The sequence below is a fragment of the Dolichospermum sp. UHCC 0406 genome (assembly GCF_009712025.1).
Taxonomy (GTDB): domain Bacteria; phylum Cyanobacteriota; class Cyanobacteriia; order Cyanobacteriales; family Nostocaceae; genus Dolichospermum; species Dolichospermum lemmermannii.
The window spans coordinates 343,533-361,117 of sequence record NZ_VILA01000002.1; the positions used below are offsets into that span (position 1 = coordinate 343,533).

The 17,585-nt window shown below is 39.9% G+C and carries 14 protein-coding genes and 1 pseudogene; 5 read left to right on the forward strand and 10 right to left on the reverse strand.

Annotated features, from left to right (window positions below; genetic code table 11):
- Positions 1–56: 56 nt before the first annotated feature.
- Both FJR09_RS03935 and FJR09_RS03940 read right to left on the reverse strand, forming a co-directional pair.
- Entirely contained in the window at positions 57–929 is an 873-nt protein-coding gene (locus FJR09_RS03935; RefSeq protein WP_168653014.1) for a DUF5895 domain-containing protein, read from the reverse strand.
- 238 nt (positions 930–1,167) lie between these two features.
- A complete protein-coding gene (locus tag FJR09_RS03940; RefSeq protein ID WP_168653013.1) occupies positions 1,168–2,511 on the reverse strand; it encodes a histidine phosphatase family protein in 1,344 nt (447 codons plus the stop codon).
- A 231-nt stretch (positions 2,512–2,742) separates the two neighbouring features.
- Here FJR09_RS03940 and FJR09_RS03945 point away from each other — a divergent pair, with 231 nt between their 5' ends.
- Positions 2,743–4,275 carry a GMC oxidoreductase gene (locus tag FJR09_RS03945; RefSeq protein WP_168652099.1) on the forward strand — a complete coding sequence of 511 codons (1,533 nt, stop codon included), beginning with the start codon at positions 2,743–2,745 and terminating at the stop codon, positions 4,273–4,275.
- Positions 4,276–4,472: 197 nt separating this feature from the next.
- Here FJR09_RS03945 and FJR09_RS03950 read toward each other — a convergent pair whose 3' ends face one another.
- The 5 genes from FJR09_RS03950 to tig form a co-directional block, all read right to left on the reverse strand.
- Positions 4,473–5,300 (reverse strand): alpha/beta fold hydrolase, encoded by an 828-nt coding sequence (locus FJR09_RS03950; protein WP_015078067.1) that lies wholly within the window; start codon positions 5,298–5,300, stop codon positions 4,473–4,475.
- A gap of 22 nt (positions 5,301–5,322) precedes the next feature.
- The gene (locus FJR09_RS25745; protein ID WP_256370237.1) at positions 5,323–5,454 is read right to left on the reverse strand and encodes a hypothetical protein; all 132 of its coding nucleotides are present in this window, start codon (positions 5,452–5,454) and stop codon (positions 5,323–5,325) included.
- A 231-nt stretch (positions 5,455–5,685) separates the two neighbouring features.
- Positions 5,686–7,029, reverse strand: a complete 1,344-nt coding sequence (gene clpX, locus FJR09_RS03960) for an ATP-dependent protease ATP-binding subunit ClpX (protein WP_015078066.1) — start codon at positions 7,027–7,029, stop codon at positions 5,686–5,688.
- 30 nt (positions 7,030–7,059) lie between these two features.
- Complete coding sequence (gene clpP, locus FJR09_RS03965) at positions 7,060–7,737, reverse strand: ATP-dependent Clp endopeptidase proteolytic subunit ClpP (RefSeq protein WP_168631827.1); 678 nt, start codon at positions 7,735–7,737, stop codon at positions 7,060–7,062.
- Positions 7,738–7,933: 196 nt separating this feature from the next.
- Positions 7,934–9,343: a trigger factor gene (tig, locus tag FJR09_RS03970; RefSeq protein ID WP_015078064.1), complete on the reverse strand. Its 1,410-nt coding sequence runs from the start codon at positions 9,341–9,343 to the stop codon at positions 7,934–7,936.
- Between the two features lie 816 nt (positions 9,344–10,159).
- On the opposite strand from tig, the gene FJR09_RS03975 reads away from it, so the two are divergent.
- Positions 10,160–11,191 (forward strand): aspartate-semialdehyde dehydrogenase, encoded by a 1,032-nt coding sequence (locus tag FJR09_RS03975; protein ID WP_148763626.1) that lies wholly within the window; start codon positions 10,160–10,162, stop codon positions 11,189–11,191.
- 29 nt (positions 11,192–11,220) lie between these two features.
- Here the strand turns inward: FJR09_RS03975 and FJR09_RS25750 are convergent, their stop codons facing one another.
- Complete coding sequence (locus FJR09_RS25750; protein WP_256370238.1) at positions 11,221–11,346, reverse strand: hypothetical protein; 126 nt, start codon at positions 11,344–11,346, stop codon at positions 11,221–11,223.
- Between the two features lie 89 nt (positions 11,347–11,435).
- Between FJR09_RS25750 and dapA the strand changes: the two genes are divergently transcribed.
- Both dapA and FJR09_RS03990 read left to right on the forward strand, forming a co-directional pair.
- Entirely contained in the window at positions 11,436–12,338 is a 903-nt protein-coding gene (dapA, locus tag FJR09_RS03985) for a 4-hydroxy-tetrahydrodipicolinate synthase (RefSeq protein ID WP_168652859.1), read from the forward strand.
- A gap of 220 nt (positions 12,339–12,558) precedes the next feature.
- The gene (locus tag FJR09_RS03990) at positions 12,559–14,325 is read left to right on the forward strand and encodes a ribonuclease J (protein ID WP_015078060.1); all 1,767 of its coding nucleotides are present in this window, start codon (positions 12,559–12,561) and stop codon (positions 14,323–14,325) included.
- An 80-nt stretch (positions 14,326–14,405) separates the two neighbouring features.
- On the opposite strand, the pseudogene FJR09_RS03995 reads toward FJR09_RS03990, so the two are convergent.
- A pseudogene (locus FJR09_RS03995) lies at positions 14,406–14,639 on the reverse strand (SLC13 family permease); the annotation flags it as partial.
- A 391-nt stretch (positions 14,640–15,030) separates the two neighbouring features.
- Here FJR09_RS03995 and FJR09_RS04000 point away from each other — a divergent pair.
- The gene (locus tag FJR09_RS04000; RefSeq protein WP_015078059.1) at positions 15,031–15,408 is read left to right on the forward strand and encodes a Mo-dependent nitrogenase C-terminal domain-containing protein; all 378 of its coding nucleotides are present in this window, start codon (positions 15,031–15,033) and stop codon (positions 15,406–15,408) included.
- A gap of 120 nt (positions 15,409–15,528) precedes the next feature.
- Here the strand turns inward: FJR09_RS04000 and FJR09_RS04005 are convergent, their stop codons facing one another.
- Positions 15,529–17,376 carry a caspase family protein gene (locus FJR09_RS04005; RefSeq protein WP_168631830.1) on the reverse strand — a complete coding sequence of 616 codons (1,848 nt, stop codon included), beginning with the start codon at positions 17,374–17,376 and terminating at the stop codon, positions 15,529–15,531.
- Positions 17,377–17,585: the final 209 nt, after the last annotated feature.

Consider the following 17,585-nt stretch of genomic DNA (forward strand, 5'->3'; position numbering starts at 1 on the left):
GGAGTCAGGAGTCAGGAGAAAGAAAGAAGAAAATTTCTCCCCTGCTCCCCTACTACCTAATACGGTGGATAACTAAATTCATCATCATCTGCATAGACATAAGAACTAGTAACACCAGAAGTTTCTACTTTAGGAGCTTCTGGTTTAATTACTTCCTTACCAAATTCTTTGTATTCTTCAAAAGTCTTACAAATAATTGCTGACTCAGGGGAATCTGAGGCAATCATATAATCTATTAAAGTTGAAATTGTGGGATGTTTATAATCTACAGTTGAAGCTACCAAAGCAATATTCGGTTCTATTCCTCTTTCTTCCGGTTCAATGATAGGGCAAAAAATCCCATGAGCATGAAATAAAGGACCCTTGGGAGTTATTGGTTTCTTTTGAAAACCAGCATAAGCTTTTTCCAATTCCCCAGCAAAACCGCCAGTAATTCTCCCTTGTTGATATTCAGCGTAATTTTTACCAAAACTAGCGCCGGGTGAACCACTCAGAGTTAATTGTAGAGGTGATTGATGCAAAAACTTTTTATCTTCACCGACTAAAAAAATCAAATGGCGAGTATAAATTTTGAATTTAAGTTTATCAGCTAAAAACTCTTCTTTGTAATCTTTGTATGTACCTAATCTAATCTTGGTTTCCCGATCTTGCACAGATAACGGACCACGACGCACAATCACCAGTTTAGGAGTAGTAGTAATAAATATTGTTTCTACTTCTCCAGAACTAAATTCATGTTCTACCTGTTGCCAATTATCATCTGCTTCAAACCCAACAGACTGAGCATTATCACGGCTAATCGCTAAACCATAGCTTTGTAAACCATCTGTACCATAGCGAGGATTGATCATTAAACCCCAGGGAATCACTTGGGACGGTGGGGCATTAAATTTTTCGTCTTCAAAGTCGAATTTTGCAGATGCTTTCATGATTTTAGAATATCAGTGTGTTTAATTTAATAAGTCTATCGTTTGTACCATATTTTGTACCATCTATCTCCGGTATCAGGCACTTTGTGAATTAGATTGTAACAATTTCCGTTTAAATCCATTAATTCATCCCTTATTATCTGCGTTTATCTGCGTTTATCTGCGTTAAATTATTCTTAATCTCCTACTCTATTTGATATTAGGGCAATTCATCAATTACCCTAACAACTTATCTCAACTACAATGCACCAGCCGCAGTTTTATCAAGAACACCATTACTTAAATGCCCAGTAATATTCATCGCTTGCAGAACTGGATAACCTTGAATCCCATCAGGATAATCAATGACACTCACAGCACCATTACCTTGACGGAAGTTCCAGAAATTCTCGTTAGATAAACCGAGAATATGGCATAACAAGGTTTTATTAGTGGCATCATGGGCGACGACCAATCCTAGTTGTAATTGCTGCGATTGGGCATTTTCAACTATAGTATTCCAATCGGCAACACTCCGTTTTTTTACTTGTTCTAAATTTTCCCCTTCTGGCATTTGCACATTGGCGGGAATTGTGCGCCAACTTTCTAATTCACCAGGAAATTCTTGCTCAATTTCCGATTCAAATTTGCCTTCCCAAAGTCCATGACTAATTTCTCTTAAACCAGCAAATAGTTCTAATTTCAAACTAGCATGATATTTTAAGATAATTTCCGCTGTTTCCTTGGGACGGGACATGGTACTGCTAACAGCAAAATCAATATTTACGTCTTTGAGAAATTCTGCGGCTTTTGCAGCTTGGTTTCTACCATGATCATTGAGGGGAATATCAATTTGTCCTTGAAATTTGCCTTGACGATTCCATTCAGTTTCCCCGTGACGGACTAATAATAATCTTACGCCTTCATGACCAGGACGCAAGGAAGGGAAAGTTTCACCCAAATGTTGGGTTTGATTCATGGATTCTAACTGCACTGGTTCACCTAAACCACCAGTAAAATTTAAGATACTAATGCCACAGTTAGATTGTTGTAAGCAATGATAGCGACTGGGGGAAATTCCCAAAGCTGTGCTAATTAAGGCGCGATTGATGCCATTATGACCCACAATCAGGATAGTTTCTCCTTGATGTTGGGGGAGAATCTCTTGCCAAAACTGTTTGGCTTGGGCGTATAAAGCCAGCACTGGGAAATGTTCTCTAGTCCCGGAATCTTCATTCACAACCATGCGAAACTCGTGGGGAAGTTCTTTCCAGGTGCGGTAATCTTCAGTAAAGTTTTCTTTGACTTCACTTGTAGTCATTCCTACCCACAGAGGTAAATCAACTTCTACTAAGTTTTCATCAATTTGAATCACAGGAGATTGTGTAGCTAATTGACTGCGGATAATTTCCGCTGTGGATTTTGCTCGCTGGAGGGGACTACTATAAATAGCTTGAAAGGAAATACTACTGAGGGCAATACCAGCTTGACTGGCATCATTTTGACCTTTTGCAGTTAATGATGAGGCATCAGTTCGCCCTTGAATACGTTTTTCTATATTGTAGGTACTTTGACCATGACGCACGATGATCACACGGGTCATTTTTTTTCTTTCCTCTATGCAAAGCCCTAATTTTACTGCAAAATGTCCTCCTTGGACGATTCTGCTCTGTTGCTGATAGGATTTAAAATACAGAATTAACAATTAAGACAGGCTAAATTAATGACTAATCTCTAATTTTAAACAACATAATTCATCTATTTTAACAAACTTAATAGGTAGAAGTAGAATAGCTGTATTTGCCTCCGGTTCTAGAGGAAAAAATAGTAAACAATGACTGTCAATTATTACGACTTTATCATCATTGGTACTGGTGCTGGAGGTGCAACTTTAGCCTACAAATTAGCATCCAGTGGCAAGAAAATTTTAGTTTTAGAACAAGGTAATTTTTTACCTAAAGAAAAAGCTAATTGGGATACTCAAGAAGTTTCTCGCAAAGAACGCTATCGGACTAGTGAAGTATGGTATGACAAACACGGAAAAGCTATCAAACCGCTCACACATTATTATGTGGGTGGTAATACTAAATTTTATGGTGGGACTTTGTTTAGATTGCGTGAACAAGATTTTGAAAAGGTTATTCATGAAGATGGGATTTCTCCAGAATGGCCATTAAAATATCAAGATTTTGCTCCCTACTATGACGAAGCAGAAAAACTTTATGATGTACATGGGAAGCGAGGTCTTGACCCTACAGAACCGCAAATTAATCAAGAATATCCTTTTCCACCATTGAGTCATGAACCTTATGTTCAAGAAGTTAATGATTCTTTAAAAGCTCAAGGTTTTCATCCTTTTTATCAACCACTTGCTATCAAACTCAATGAAGTAAATCGGAGTTTAAGTGCCTGTATTCGTTGTCATACTTGCGATGGTTTTCCGTGTTTAATTGATGGTAAAGCTGACGCGGATATTACTTGTGTTCGTCCAGCAATGACTTATGAAAATATCACATTAATAACTGAAGCAAAAGTCATTCGTTTACATACTAGCCCATCGGGTCGAGAAGTGACTGGAGTGGAAGTAGAAATAGGAAATCAACGGCAGATATTTTCTGGGGATATTGTGGTAGTAGCAGGTGGTGCTGTTAATTCAGCATTATTGTTATTGAAATCTGCCAATGATCATCACCCCAATGGATTAGCTAATAGTTCTCATCTTGTGGGACGCAATTACATGACACATAATTTTGCTGTGGTCATGACTTTAAATACCAAGTTGAATAATACAATTTTTCCGAAAACTTTGGCTTTTACTGATTTTTATTGGGGAAATCAAGATTTTGCTTATCCTATGGGGAGTGTGCAATTACTGGGTGGGGCAAATAAGGATAAAATACTTGCTTATGGTCCGCCTTTGATGCCTAATTTTATAGCTGAGGCTATAGCGAATCATTCCCTATCTTGGTTAGTAATCACAGAGGATTTACCAGATTTTAATAATAGGGTTTTGAGTAAAAATGGGCAGGTTTTCCTGGAATATACTCATAATAATCAAAGGGCTTTTAATAAATTAATTCAGCAATGGATTCAGGTTTTACAATCAATTTCTGTATTTCAATCACCTGGAACTTTACATATTCCTCAAAAAATGGGTTTAAGAGAAGTTACTCATCAATGTGGTACTTGTCGTTTTGGTGAAGATGCAAATACTTCGGTTTTGGATATCAATTGTCGGACTCATGATGTTGATAATCTTTATGTTGTTGATGGTAGTTTTTTTCCTTCTAGCGCTGCGGTAAATCCATCATTAACTATTATTGCTAATGCTTTGCGGGTGGGAGAACATTTATTGACAAGAAAGTAGGTTAGCATTGAAAATCGTCGTTATGGCACTAGGCAAGAGGCAAGAGGCAAGAGGCAAGAGTGAAGAGGGTTTGGGCGATTTTACTTTTCGTTACATATTACTCTTCGAGAAGCCGCTCCGCGTCTACGGTTTTTTTCCGTTCACCTACTAATATAGTATTTGTGGTTATTTTTAGATAATTTTAGGCTCAAACCCAATTACGAACAACTTAAAAACTCTTTGACTTTTGCCAAATAAGTTTCTGCGTCTTCCAACATCGGAAAATGTCCCGTATTAGGAATAATATTTAATTCAACCTTATCACTTAAAGCCGCGGCTGTTTTTCCTAATTTAGCCGGAATAATAATGTCATATTCCCCAGCAATTAGCAAAGTTGGGATAGTTAATTTCGCAAATTCTCCCGGCATTGTTTCCGCTTGTTCTTGACTAACAGAAGTATAAATAGTCCCTAAAGCCGCATCATAATTAGCATTAATAAAATCTTCTAAAAAAGCCTGTCGTTCAGCTTTAGGAATAGAACGATGTAAAAACCTAGCCATAAACATTCTATCAGCCAAGGGAATTTTACTTAACCATTGGGGACGGAATTTAACTACATAACCACCGAATTGATGAAAAGCAGAAAAAGCCTTTTCATCATATTCAAAAATTCCACTACAAGTTAAAATTCCCTTTTCAACTTTTTGGGGATAACGATTAAAAAATAAAGTAGCAATAGAAGCACCCATAGAATGGGCATTAATATAAACACGATCAAGATTTAACTCATTTAATAAAACCGCCAAATCTTCCGCATATTCTGTTAATTCATAACTTAAATGAGGCTGACATTGAGAACGGCCAAAACCCCGTAAATCATATAATAAACAATCAAAATTATCTAATAAAGCCTCAGCCGTACTTTGCCAATATCTTGCTGAACCAGCCCAACCATGCAAAAAAACCATCACCGGTTTCATAACATCTGATGATTTTTTCATCCACTCGTAATAATGATCAACACCCCGAACATTTATATAACTCATTGTCACAATTAAGAATTAAGAATTAAAAACTAACAATTGTCAATTGACAACTGACAACTGACAATTGTACGGGCGAAGCATTTGGAGAACTATTTTTGGCAATGACCGATAATTTATCTTCCAAATGCTGCTGACAACTGTACGGGCGAAGCATTTGGAGAACTATTTTTGGCAATGACCGATAATTTATCTTCCAAATGCTGCTGACAACTGTACGGGCGAAGCATTTGGAGAACTATTTTTGGCAATGACCGATAATTTATCTTCCAAATGCTGCTGACAACTGTACGGGCGAAGCATTTGGAGAACTATTTTTGGCAATGACCGATAATTTATCTTCCAAATGCTTCGCCCCTACTGACAACTGACAATTGACAACTGACAATTAAGCCGACTCTGGTTTAGGTAAAGAAGAAGGATGTACTATCAGTTCCGCAGTAGAACGTTTTTCCACCATTTCCTTAGTAATAGTACAGCGAGTCACATCCTTACGAGAAGGTAACTCATACATTACATCCAGCATCAACTCTTCCACAATACCGCGTAAAGCCCGCGCTCCAGTTTTTCGCCGATAAGCCTCTTGAGCGATCGCTCGCAACGCATCTGGTTTAAAATCTAACTGGACATTGTCCATATTCAGCAGTTTTTGGTACTGTTTCACCAAAGCGCTGCGTGGTTCAGTCAGAATTGCCATCAGCGCGTCCTCATCCAGAGGATCTACCACAGCCACCATGGGAATCCGCCCAATAAACTCAGGAATCATGCCAAATTTCACCAAATCATCCGGTTGCAAATGACGCAATGTATCAGCAGCGCGTTTTTCCTTAGTTTGCACATCTCCTGGTTGGACAAAGCCGATTGACTTTTTACCAACTCTCTGATCTACAACCTTTTCCAAACCGACAAAAGCCCCACCACAGACAAACAAAATATTACTCGTATCAATTTGGATACAATCTTGATACGGGTGCTTACGTCCGCCTTGAGGGGGAACATTAGCAACAGTCCCCTCCAACATTTTCAGTAAAGCCTGTTGTACCCCTTCTCCAGAAACATCCCTGGTAATCGAGGGATTTTCACTCTTGCGGGCGATTTTATCAATTTCATCAATGTAGATAATACCCCGTTGAGCCTCTTCCACATCCAAATCCGCCACCTGCAACAAACGCAACAAGATATTTTCCACATCTTCCCCCACATACCCCGCTTCAGTTAGGGTTGTAGCATCAGCCACAGCAAAGGGGACATCCAGAATTTTAGCGAGAGTTTGTGCCAATAAAGTCTTACCGCAACCAGTCGGACCAATAAGTAAAATATTGGACTTTTGTAGTTCTATAGCATCATCAGCCTCAACTTTGGCACTGCCTTTAGCCTGAAGAATAGCCAACCGTTTGTAGTGATTGTAAACAGCGACAGATAGCACTTTTTTAGCTTCATCTTGGCCGATCACGTGTTCGTCTAAATAATTTTTAATCTCCCTCGGTTTAGGAATTTGATTAAATGAGAGATTAGACGAACGTGTCCGCCGTTTTTCCGCTGGTTCTGACTTTTGAGTTGGTTGTGATGCTGCCGCAGTATTAGTATCCAGCAACTCCTCATCAAGGATTTCATTACACAAGTCAACGCATTCATCGCAGATGTAGACTCCCGGACCTGCGATTAATTTACGGACTTGCTCTTGAGACTTACCACAAAATGAACATTTTAAATGGGAGTCGTACTTAGACATATCAGCCTCTTATTTCAGAATGATGACGATTTACCCTGCTGTGGGCAGATTTTGTCGAGAAATGACCTGATCAATCAAACCATAATTCTTCGCCTCTTCTGCTGACATGAAAAAGTCGCGCTCGGTATCAGTTTCAATTCTGTCTAAGGGTTGACCAGTATGTTTAGACATTAATTGATTTAATTCACCCTTGATGTAAAGGATTTCTCGCGCTTGAATTTCAATGTCAATAGCCTGCCCTTGAGCGCCACCCAGGGGTTGGTGAATCATAATCCGGGAGTCAGGTAAAGACATCCGCTTTCCGGCAGTTCCAGATGTTAATAAAAAAGCCCCCATGCTTGCGGCTAGTCCAAAACAGATAGTTACAACATCGGGACGTATTTGTTGAATTGTATCATAGATTGCCATACCCGCGTAGACAGAGCCACCAGGAGAATTAATGTACAATTGAATATCCTTTTCCGCGTCTTCAGAATCGAGGAAAAGTAATTGGGCAACAATAGAATTAGCGACAACATCATCTATCGGCGTTCCCAAAAAAATAATCCGCTCGCGCAGTAAGCGGGAGTAGATATCAAATGCCCTTTCTCCCATCCCCGACTGTTCTACAACCATCGGTACAATGTTGCTAGAGGTGCTTAAATTGCCACTAGCCCCGATAGGACTCAAGCTGTTGATGGGGTAATTTCCTGACTGCGATACAAGCATAATCTAGAATATTTAACAATAAATGAAATGAAATTGTGAACTGTTAACCATTATGCCTTATATGGCAAAATTCAGGGCGCAGAAGGCAGGGGCAGGGGGCAGGGGCAAGAGTAAAAGAAAGAACTTTTACCCATGACCCATGACCCATGACCCATGACCCATGACCCATGACCCATGACCCATGACCCATGACCCATTACTCAGGATTACTGGTTTCTTCTTCCTGAACTGCTTCAGCGGCTTCTGCTTCTGAATCTGGTTCTTCTGGAGGAGTTAAAGACCCTTCTGCTACTAGTTCCACAGAAGAACGTTCTAGTAACCAATCAACAATCTTTGTGGTGAGAAGTTCTTCTTGAACAACTCCACGTAATCTCTTTTCATCCAAATCTTGATCAGCATACTCTGTCAGCAATTCTGTGACTCTAGCTTCCACTTCTGCGGCTGCAACTTCAATAGATTCGCGTTTACCAATTTCTTGCAAAGATAGAGTCCGTTTAAGACGTTCTATAGCTTCAGGTTTGGATCTATCCCGTAATTGGGGAATAATTTCCTGGGTAAATAGCTTTTTCACATCTATTCCCTGCTCAGACAACTTCATTGCTGTTTGTGACAGCATAGCATCAACTTCTTGATCAATTAATGTTGTTGGCAAGTCTATTTCGACATGATTAAGCAATTCTGTTAATAAAGCTTCTTGCTGATTATTTCTGGTTTTATCTGCCGCTTCTTTTTCATACCGCTGGGTCAATGATGCCCGCAATTCCTCTAATGTCTCAAAGTCACTGACTTCTTGAGCAAAATCGTCATCCAACTCTGGCAATTCTTTAACTTTAATTTCTTTAAGCGTGATGGTAAACAGAGCCGCTTTACCAGATAATTCTTCGTTACCATAAGGATCTGGGAACTGAGCAGATACCTCTTTTGTTTCCCCAGGGTTCATACCCACTATCCCCAACACAAAACCGGGAATAAACTTATCTTCTTGTAACTCAACTTGAAAATCAGTTCCTTCTCCACCAGGAATTGGTTTGGGTTCACTGTCAGGATCATCACCTTGAGTTTTAGCAATTACACCCTTAAAGTCAATTACTGCCATATCACCGATTTCCGTAGCCCGTCCTTCTACAGGGACTAAAGTTCCTAACTTTTCTCTTTGGGCTTCAATAACGGTATCTACCTGGGTAGGATCATATTTAATTTCCTCCGCTTTGGCTTCTAAACCAGTGTATTGGTTTAACTTGATTTCTGGAATTACATCCACAGCCACCGCAAAAGTCAGGGGTTTTCCTGGTTCATAACTATTAATCAAATCATCAAAGGAAGAGCGTAATTGGGGCTGACCAAGAGCGGTAATTGCTTCTTGTTTAATTGCTTGCTCAATCCCTTCTTGAATGATTTCTTCTAGGGCAGTTGCCTTAACGCGAGTAGTACCGATACGTTGTATTAATATTTGCCGGGGTACTTTGCCTTTACGAAACCCAGGAATATTTACGGTTTTAGTTAAATTTCTCAGGACTTGCTCGTATTTTTGTGTGGTAATTTCCGATGTAATTTCTATTTCTAAACCAATTTGACTAGCGGGGAGTTTTTCCTGGGTAACTTTCATGCTTTATTTCTTGTTTTCTGGTATTTTAATCTGCTATCTAAATACTAGACAAGTCTAGACATTTACTTCTTACTTCAACGGGGGTATGGGATTGGGCATTGGTGTCAACTTAAACTAAAAATGGCTTATCTGTTGCCTTCCACAACCGTCAGGGAATAAATTCCCTGTCTCATGGCTCAAGTCCGTTTTAACGGACTAATAAATTTGCCTAGTGTTTAGTCATCAAAAGATAACTTTTATTATCAGCAAGGAGCTTGAGTTCCTTGCCGGATGGGGTTTTGCGTTAAGTTGACACCAATGGGGATTCAGTTATCCCGACTTCAGCTTACACGCTGTCTTCAAGACGTGATTATCTACTGACTAGCTATCATTCAGCTAAAAATGCTTATGAATCTCCTTAGGGAGATATCCAGTATACTGCCAAAAGTCAGGGACAAAACACTTTATGGTATTCTTCAATGGTAGCCTTAACTCCGGTAACATAACTTTACAGATCGGGCTTCTTAAAAATACCTAAAATATTAATCGCGCTTCTTTTTTTTTGCAGTTTGCCGTATAATAGAATGTTATACGATAGTATATAACTATATTTGATCGCTATAACTTAAATTGCTGTAAACCATGGTATCAGTTAATTTTGCCATATGAATAACAAAGTCTCAAATTCCTTAATAACCATCAAAAACTGAGATATAATCACAAAAATATGCAAATTTTACTATTTAAAATCTGCTGTTGAGCGGAACGACAGAAACATTTAATTTTTAAGTTGTCCGAAAAAAAAGTGCTAATTACCTCTTAGAGGAGGAGTCGAGTTTGTCTAAGTCCTATCGTGTAGCTATTTTGGGTGCAACTGGTGCTGTAGGTACGGAGTTGCTGGAATTACTAGAAAGTCGAAATTTTCCCCTAGCTGATTTAAAATTGTTGGCATCAGAACGCAGTGCGGGAAAAACACTCAGATTCAAAGGGGAAGATATCCCAGTTGAAGCTGTGAGCGATCGCAGTTTAGAAAATATAGATATAGTCTTAGCTAGTGCTGGAGGTAGCATCTCCAAAACATGGGCTGGGATAGCTGTGCAAAAAGGAGCAGTGGTAATTGATAATTCCAGTGCCTTTCGGATGAACCCGGATGTCCCCTTGGTAGTTCCAGAAGTAAATCCCCAAGCCGCATTTACTCACAAAGGAATTATTGCCAATCCCAACTGTACAACGATTCTTATGTCCTTGGCAGTGTGGCCTTTACATCAAGTCAAACCAGTTAAAAGGATTGTAGCTGCTACCTATCAATCTGCTAGTGGTGCTGGTGCTCAGGCCATGGAGGAAGTAAAAATCCAAAGTGACGCTATACTACAAGGAAAACAACCTGTAGCGGAAGTTTTACCTTACCCATTGGCATTTAATTTATTTACCCATAATTCTCCGATGACAGCTTGGGGATATTGTGAGGAAGAAATGAAAATGGTGAACGAAACCCGCAAAATCTTTGGTAGTCAAGAAATCAGAATTACCGCGACTTGTGTACGGGTTCCCGTCCTCCGCGCCCATTCTGAGGCGATTAATCTAGAGTTTGAAACACCTTTTGATCCAGATGAGGCCAGAGAAATTTTAAGAAAATCACCTGGTGTTAAATTAGTGGAAGATTGGCAAGCAAATTATTTCCCTATGCCCATAGATGCCAGTGGCAAAGATGAAGTTTTAGTAGGCAGAATTCGTCAGGATATTTCTCATGCTTGCGGTTTAGAATTGTGGCTATGTGGCGATCAAATTCGTAAAGGTGCAGCTTTAAATGCAGTGCAAATTGCCGAATTATTAGTAGAAAAAAATTTACTAAAATTGACTACAGTATAAGTTTAAATTCAGTCATTTGTCACCATTAATTAATAACTGACAACCGACAACTGTACGGGCGAAGCATTTGGAGAACTATTTTTGGCAATGACCGATAATTTATCGTCCAAATGCTTCGCCCCTACTAACAACCGACAACTGTACGGGCGAAGCATTTGGAGAACTATTTTTGGCAATGACCGATAATTTATCTTCCAAATGCTTCGCCCCTACTGACAACTAACAAATTAGGAGAGAAAAGAGTGTGGGAGATTTTGGAACAGTTGTAACCGCTATGATTACGCCGTTTAAAGCAGACGGTAGTATTAGTTATGATGTAGTTGCCAAACTAGCAGATTATCTAGTTAACAACGGTACAGATACATTGGTGGTGTGTGGAACAACAGGGGAATCCCCAACCCTGACTTGGGACGAAGAATACCAATTATTTGCTGAGGTATTGCAAACTGTAGCAGGTAAAGCTAAAGTAATGGCTGGATGTGGTTCTAATGACACCAAAGAAGCGATCGCTGCCACCCAAAAAGCCGCTAAGATAGGAGTACATGGTTCTTTACAAGTAGTTCCCTACTACAACAAACCGCCACAAGCTGGATTATATCGACATTTCCAGGCAATAGCACAATGCTGTCCCGACCTGCCAATGATGTTATATAACGTTCCTGGGCGCACAGGTCAAAACCTCAGTTCAGAAACAGTGGTCAAGTTAGCAGAAATTAATAACATTGTTGCCATTAAAGAAGCCAGTGGTAACTTAGATCAAGTGAGTGAAATCCGTCGCTTGACACCAAAAGAATTTGAGATTTACGCTGGAGATGATTCTTTAACCCTGCCCATGTTAGCGATCGGCTCTCAAGGTATAGTCAGTGTAGCTTCTCATTTAGTGGGTAATCAAATCCAAGAAATGATTCAAGCATGGAAAGTGGGAAAAACTCAAATTGCTACCGACATTCATCTGCAACTGTTCCCATTGTTTAAAGCTTTATTTTTAACTACCAATCCCATTCCTGTCAAAGAAGCACTAAAACTGCAAGGTTGGGAAGTAGGTTCAACTCGTCCACCCCTGTGTGACGCTGATACAGATGTATCTAAAAAATTAGAGTCAGTCATGCAAAAACTGAATTTAATCCCAACCACAATAGGTGAGTGATTTATAAATAATGTGTACAAATTGTTACTTTATTGCAATTTAAACACCTGTGCTACAACTGAATCATATAAAAATCATTCAGTTTTAAGTCCGTTTTCGGTAAACAAAATTGAATAGGACTCCATCAAAAACTGAATTTAAACAGAAATTTGGTCTTTTCTTTCATCCCAGAAACCGAACTATCAACTGATTCACAACTAACAAAAATATCCGGGACAAAATGGTTAAAAACGAAGCTAATTCCGCTCTCAAAATTATTCCTTTGGGCGGTTTACACGAAATAGGTAAAAATACCTGCGTTTTCGAGTATGAAGACGAAATTGTCCTTTTAGACGCAGGATTGGCATTTCCCACAGAAGCCATGCACGGGGTAAATATTGTATTACCTGACACAACTTATCTCCGAGAAAATCGCCACAAAATTAAAGGGATGATCGTCACTCATGGTCATGAAGACCATATTGGGGGAATTGCTTTTCACTTGAAGCAATTTGATATTCCAGTGATTCATGGACCAAGACTAGCAATGGCAATGCTAGAGGGTAAATTGGAAGAAGCTGGGGTAAAAGATCGCACAGAATTAAGAACAGTTATGCCCCGTGACATGGTGCGAATTGGCAAGCATTTCTTAGTTGAATATATCCGTAACACCCACTCCATTGCTGATAGCTTCACTGTTGCTATTCATACACCAATAGGCGTAGTTATCCACACCGGAGATTTTAAAATTGATCATACTCCCGTAGATGGTGAGAAGTTCGACTTACAACGTCTGGCAGAACATGGTGAAAAAGGCGTACTTTGCTTATTGAGTGATTCCACTAACGCAGAATTGCCAGGATTTACACCTTCTGAACGGGCTGTTTTTCCTAACCTTGACCGAGAATTTTCCCACGCAACTGGGCGCTTATTTATCACGACTTTTTCTTCTAGCGTCCATCGCATTAACATGATTTTGCAACTAGCAAGAAAACATAATCGTGTAGTGACGATTGTTGGGCGTTCCATGCTGAATTTAATCGCCCATGCCCGCAATTTAGGTTATATCAAATGTGAAGATAGCCTGTTCCAACCGTTGCATACTGTGCGGGGAATGCCAGATGAAAGAGTGCTGATTTTAACTACTGGCTCTCAGGGTGAAAGAATGGCAGCAATGACAAGAATTGCTAATAAAGAACACCCCCATATCAAAATTCGCCAAGGAGATACGGTTTTATTCTCTGCTAACCCCATTCCTGGTAATACAATTGCGGTGGTTAATACCATTGATAAATTGATGATTCAGGGGGCAAAAGTGGTCTATGGACGGGATAAGGGGATTCACGTTTCTGGCCACGGTTGTCAGGAAGAACAAAAGCTGATGATTGCTTTAACTCGTCCCAAGTTCTTTGTGCCATTTCACGGTGAACATCGGATGTTAGTCAAGCATTCGGAAACTGCTCAAAGTATGGGCATTCCGGCAGAAAATATGATCATTATCGAAAATGGGGATGTCATTGAGTTGACAGAACATTCTATCCGCGTTGCTGGGAAAGTGCCAGCAGGGATTGAATTGGTGGATACTTCGAGTTCTGGTATGGTTAGTTCTAAAGTGTTGCAAGAACGCCAACGCATGGCTTCTGAAGGGACTGTGACCATTGCTGCTGCTATTGATTGGAGTGGTAAGCTGATGGCTAAACCAGAACTTCTCATGCAGGGTGTGGTGACAAGTATCGAGCGATCGCTGTTGCAAAAATGGGTACAACAACGCATTGAAGAAATTCTCAGCGTCCGTTGGTCAGAGTTTTCACCTGTTGAAGGACAACCCGCTGATACAGATTGGGGTGGTTTGCAGGAAACATTAGAGCGTGAACTGGCTCGTTCTATGCGGAGAGAGTTGCAATGTCAACCTTCTCTGACGTTGTTGATGCAAGTCCCTGAAGAACCTGCTGCTAAGGTTTCTGATGGTAGAAGACGACGCACTCGTTCTACTGCGGTTGCTTCTTAAAGAATTATTTCGCGCAGAGACGCTAAGGAGCAAAGGCGCAAAGGTGTTTTTTGGCATCTTTGCGTTTTTGTTTGAGAGCTATTTTGAGGATTACCGCTGAGTGTGGTAACAGAACCAATGTTAGTCGCACCGGTTATAGCTAATAAGTAGGGAATGGGATTTAAGCCTAAAGATAGAGTTAGACTTAAAGCGAGGGGTGTAAAAATTAGGGCTATGGTGTCATTGAGAAAGTAGGCAGAGAGGATGCCACAGCCAAAAGTAAGGACTATCAATAAGCTCAGAGGACTACAAGTAAAGCTCAATAGCAACACCAATACTTAGATAGGTTAAGGAAAAGGTACTATAAATGACGAATTTAGTAAAAATCACGGACTAGATTTAGCTATGTAAGAATATTTTTCTTAATCTTAATTATTGATAATTATTGCTATAATAAGTTTTGTTGCAGTTAAAAGAAATCACAACTAAAGGCAGATGTCTTTATTAGAATTTTAACTGTGCCAAGTTACTAATAAGATTGAACAAGTACAGTATTGCTTTTTGGGAAATTATGGTCAGATTGACGTATTAACATATAGATTCAATCAGAGGAAGCAGTTAATTACACCTCTTACAGAATTTCCTTCCTGTTCTGTGCTTCAGGTTCTTGTCATACTCTATATTCATTAGTCAAGTGAATACCCTCATAAGAAAAGAGGAATTACTGTGAAAGTATCTAAAAATACCAGCAAAAATATTTTTTTAGCAAGTTGGATTTCTATAAATCCAGTAGAGGCTAGTGCAGCTAATGTTAATCCATTGCACCATGTTGCAGCTAATTCTATTTGGGACTTTTTGCGTCCTGTGCGTAATTGGCTAGATAACATCCAAGTAAGCGATCGCCTATTAGCTCATCGTTTGTGTAAATACATTCCGGCTCAGTGTCCATTTGAGCGTGATGTCAAAGTATTTGGGAAAACACTGTTTCACATTCCGCCAATGTGTAAACTTAATCCTTTATACGAAGAAGTAGTAGGTTTGCGATTTAAAGCGATGTGCTATCTAGCTGATACCTGTGGCGAAGATATTTCCCAATATTGCTAATGGGTAATGGGTAATGGGTAATAGGTAATGGGTAATAGGTAATGGGTAATAGGTAGTAGTTTTACAACTGACAACGAACAACTGACAACTGACAACTAACAACTGACAACTAACAACTGACTAATTCTTTTGCTGTTGCCATTTTTGGATAGCATCCTGAGCATCTTCATAAGCAATCGTCACTTTTGGGACTAATATAGCAGTGGCGACAGCGGCATTAAAATCTCCTTGAGTGGCGCGGATTTTGGCTAAATCTAAAATTTTTTCACTCCACTGATTAATTGACGTTTGGGCAATTTCAAACCCAGGTTGTCCTTTTTGGATTTTTTTGGCTACTTCGATAGCGCGATTATATGTAGATGCTTGTTCGGGAATGATCAAAGCTGTAGCTGCATCTAAGAGAGTTTTATTACTTACATATTGCTTGGCTTCTAGTTGCCATTTTTGAATGACAGTTTGGGCTTGGGTATGAAGCGGCTCTTTTTTGGTAATTAACTGGGCAGTTGCTATCGCATTTTCATATTTTCCTTGTTTGGCTTGTGCTTGTGCCAACTCTAAAATCATTTGACACCAAACCTGAATATTCTCCTGAGCTTTGGCGTATAGTGGTGCGTCCGCTGGAGTTCTTTGGGCTTTAGCGATCGCAATACTTAAATTACTCGGTTGAGTAGGGACAAGAGACATTTTTTCTAGGTCGGAAATAGCTTGATTACGTTTATGAGAGTCTGTATTTGAATTGATTTGGGCTGTACTAGGATTTTGAGGAGTGGGAAATATTTGGGGAAGTGGAAGTTTGCTAGTCCGATGATTAGATACTGTTTTTGAGGAATTTTTAAACCGGAAACTCTCATGATTACGGAGTAAAAATGTAGTAATTAAACCTACTACTACCATAGTACCGCCACCCCAAATAATAAACTGTTGCCAAATTGGTAGCTCGGACTGGGATGAAGGATAGGTGTTAGCTGTGGGGAGAGCGGGAATAAATCTGCCCCCCGGTTTGGATGCTGGGGAAGTTGCTAAGGTGTAATTGCTGCTAATAAGTGACTCTGAGGTTGGTGGAAGTGCTAAATTTCCCCCGGTCTTTATTTGGCTTAAAGTAGTCTCTACTGAGGCATTCTCTGTCCACCAAGCCTTATCTGTGGCGCTAGAGGGACTATTTTCTAGAGGAGGTGCAGTCCGGGTGATAGCAAAACTTTCTGCTGGGAAAATTAGTGCTTCTGAGTTTTCATCTAATGTCAACGTGGGTAAAATAGCTGGCTGGGTCGTGGGAATCACAGTCATGGGATTTTGGACTGGTCGCCAGTGGTGTTGACAAAGTTTGGGGGTAAGATAAGTCAGATAAGCGGCTAAATCGGCAAAGTTGTAGCCTTTTGCAGAACCCAAGGCTTCTAATAATGCTGCTGTGAAGAAACCATGACCTAATTCTGTGCTTTCATGGGAAAATTCTTCAGGTTGACAGGAAATAATTGCCCCCATTTGCAGTTCTTGGGCTAGTTCGATGATTTCTTGTCCTACGGGTGCATCGGCTTGAGTTCCAAAAGCGCGGTTAATATCAAAGATGAGTAAGATATTGAGTCCGGTAACTTGTAGACTCTGTAAGAGCGATCGCACTTCTATCCCGGTTTCGGGAACTTGATCAGGATTCCCTGCGACTGGCATTAAATAATCTTGTTCTTTGTGGTTAACCCCGTAGCCGCTAAAAAATAACCATAGACAGTCCTCTGGCTGCCAGAATGTGGCTGCTAATTCTTCTAGCAACGAGAGAATATTTTCCTTTGTCGGATAGGAGGATTGCTCTCCTATGGGGGGTGAAGTATTTGTCATTAACAGGCATTTTTCGGGAAGAAAACCTGCTTGTGTCACCAAAAAATCCTTAATTGCCTCAGCATCGGCTTGAGCGCAACTGAGAGGTTGAAAGGATTGATATTGATTAATGCCGATGGCGATCGCCCAGTAATTTACCATCCCGCTCTTTGTCGGTTGTTTGTTGTTTGCCTGAAATTGCTGTTAGCACGGGGCTTTAACCACAAAGCTAACTTACATCTTATAGTTTAGTTAATCTTCACCTCTCGATGAAATTAGTTGTAGTTTATACAACATAAATAATCGTAAAATACTTGCACTCGATTTCCATGATCGATCACTCAGGAGCTACAAGTTTATGTTCAGGATTT